1 protein-coding gene is annotated in these 587 nt (G+C 60.8%); it reads left to right on the forward strand.

Annotation, left to right across the window (positions count from 1 at the left end):
* The first annotated feature begins 131 nt into the window (after positions 1-131).
* A complete protein-coding gene (locus tag EOA24_RS40325) occupies positions 132-359 on the forward strand; it encodes a hypothetical protein (protein WP_042644415.1) in 228 nt (75 codons plus the stop codon).
* Positions 360-587: the final 228 nt, after the last annotated feature.

Consider the following 587-nt stretch of genomic DNA (forward strand, 5'->3'; position numbering starts at 1 on the left):
ATCTTACACAGCCAGCCAGCATGCGATGGATGTCCGAATTTAATATTAGCGATATGTAAAATGCAAAGTCCGCCAAACCGGTTTCGTTAGCCTTTCTGTGCCAGCATCGAGCCGGCTTTGATGGTGGAACCATGCGTGGGCCAGGCTGGATCCGGGGGCTGCGGGAGGAGGAGGCGCGGCAGCTGCGCTGCGAGATCGATCGGCTCGAGCGCGATCTGATCAAAGCCGCCAATTCGAAAGCCAAATGCAACCTGCACGACGTCGCGCATACGCTGCGCTGGCAGAAGGCCCGGCTCCAGCGATTGGAAGAATGCCTCGCAGCCATGCCGGCCGGAAAGATCGCTTCGGACGGGTCCTGATCGGTCCGATTGCAACCTTGCGTCGAGGCTTAACCATTATTGGTCCTGCGCTTGCCGAGCAGGGGCGCATTGGGAAGTGGCGCGATCGCGGAATTACGGTTTGCGGGGATGCCGTTAGGTTAGCCCACAAGGCGGTTCGATCCGCCGAGGCCGGCGTCTACCAGGCCCCTACCCATTCCCCCGCCCCCTGCGGGCGCCGGCCACCTGATTTCCAAGAGACAATACGGG

Origin of the sequence: Mesorhizobium sp. M2A.F.Ca.ET.039.01.1.1 (assembly GCF_003998035.1) — a bacterium.
In the GTDB taxonomy this organism is placed as follows: Bacteria; Pseudomonadota; Alphaproteobacteria; order Rhizobiales; family Rhizobiaceae; genus Mesorhizobium.

Excerpts from the sequence above, each read along its gene's own strand:
- EOA24_RS40325 (WP_042644415.1), top strand. The coding sequence starts at position 132 with ATGCGTGGGCCAGGCTGGATCCGGGGGCTGCGGGAGGAGGAGGCGCGG.